Here is a 659-nt window from a genome sequence, read left to right as displayed (position 1 = left end):
CGGACAAAACCCGTTTTACGGGGCATGCACATGTGGCATTTCGATTCACTCAAAACTTTCCCCGGACAGCCCTGCGTTCACGGGGAGAAGGTGCCCGAAGGGCGGATGAGGGGCGGCGCAAACGCTCATCATCTTTCCTCTGACGTTGAAGCGGGCAAAAACTTCGCGTCGACAGCAATCATTTTCCGATTGAGCCGACCATCCAAGGCCGCAACGATCGTATCCAGTACGCTCTTACCAGTGAGGACATCAGCGTGCCAAACCCTCAACACCGACCAACCGTTCCTGTTCATGGTCTCATCCCTGTATCGATCCTGAGATCGATTTGCGTGCTGACTTCCATCGACTCCACAACCAGATTGGCTTCGCGGCAGGCGAAGTCGGCGAAATAGGGGCCGATCGGCAGTTGGCGAACAAATTTGTGGCCGTTCAATCGTCGCCCGCGCAGTTCGTGCCATAGCCATTCCTCGGCATCATTCTCGACTTTTCGAAGTTGCCTGGCCCTCGCCACCTTCGGCTCGTTTCCACCTCGCACAGCGCTGCCCCTCATCCGCCCTTGGGGCACCTTCTCCCCGTAAACGGCAGGGCTGTCCGGGGAAAGTTATTCATATATGAAGGCCATCTGATTGGGAGAGGCTCGGTCTTTTGGTCGGCTTGGA

1 pseudogene is annotated in these 659 nt (G+C 56.6%); it reads right to left on the bottom strand.

The annotated features are described in order from the left end of the window. Window positions 1-128: 128 nt before the first annotated feature. Window positions 129-535, bottom strand: a pseudogene (locus NKH12_RS30480) (endonuclease domain-containing protein). Between the last annotated feature and the right edge of the window lie 124 nt (window positions 536-659).

The organism is Mesorhizobium sp. M1322, assembly GCF_040318085.1.
In the GTDB taxonomy this organism is placed as follows: Bacteria; Pseudomonadota; Alphaproteobacteria; order Rhizobiales; family Rhizobiaceae; genus Mesorhizobium.
The sequence above is the reverse complement of the archived record's forward strand: the minus strand, read 5'-3'. Positions and strand labels throughout refer to the sequence as shown.